Source organism: Rugamonas fusca (assembly GCF_014042365.1).
Lineage (GTDB): Bacteria > Pseudomonadota > Gammaproteobacteria > Burkholderiales > Burkholderiaceae_D > Rugamonas > Rugamonas fusca.
In genome coordinates this window covers 1-255 of sequence record NZ_JACEZS010000104.1, presented here as the reverse complement: position 1 = coordinate 255, position 255 = coordinate 1, and the positions used below count along the sequence as shown (strand labels likewise).

The window sequence follows — 255 nt, the reverse complement described above, 5'->3', positions numbered from 1 at the left end:
GATGTGGGAAATCTCTGGTTCATCAATCTATTGGCCGCACGCGATGATTTGCGCCAGCTGGCCAGGATGCGCCAGGTGAGTCTGCTTAAGATACCAGCCATCGGCCGCAAGTACGCTGCCGACGTGCTCGCTTGGCAGGCCGGTGCTAGCTTCTCGACTGAAGTCGAGCTGGTCGGACCAATGATCGTGGCCGATGCACGCCGGATCCTAGCCCTGGGAGTCGAAATCAAGGCGTTGGAAACGCGGTTGGAAGCC

General features: G+C 59.2%; 1 protein-coding gene. It reads left to right on the top strand.

The window, feature by feature from the left end; all coding sequences use genetic code 11:
* Positions 1 to 255, top strand: a 255-nt coding sequence (locus H3H36_RS27955) for a hypothetical protein (protein WP_220459872.1), incomplete at both ends; no start/stop codon positions are given.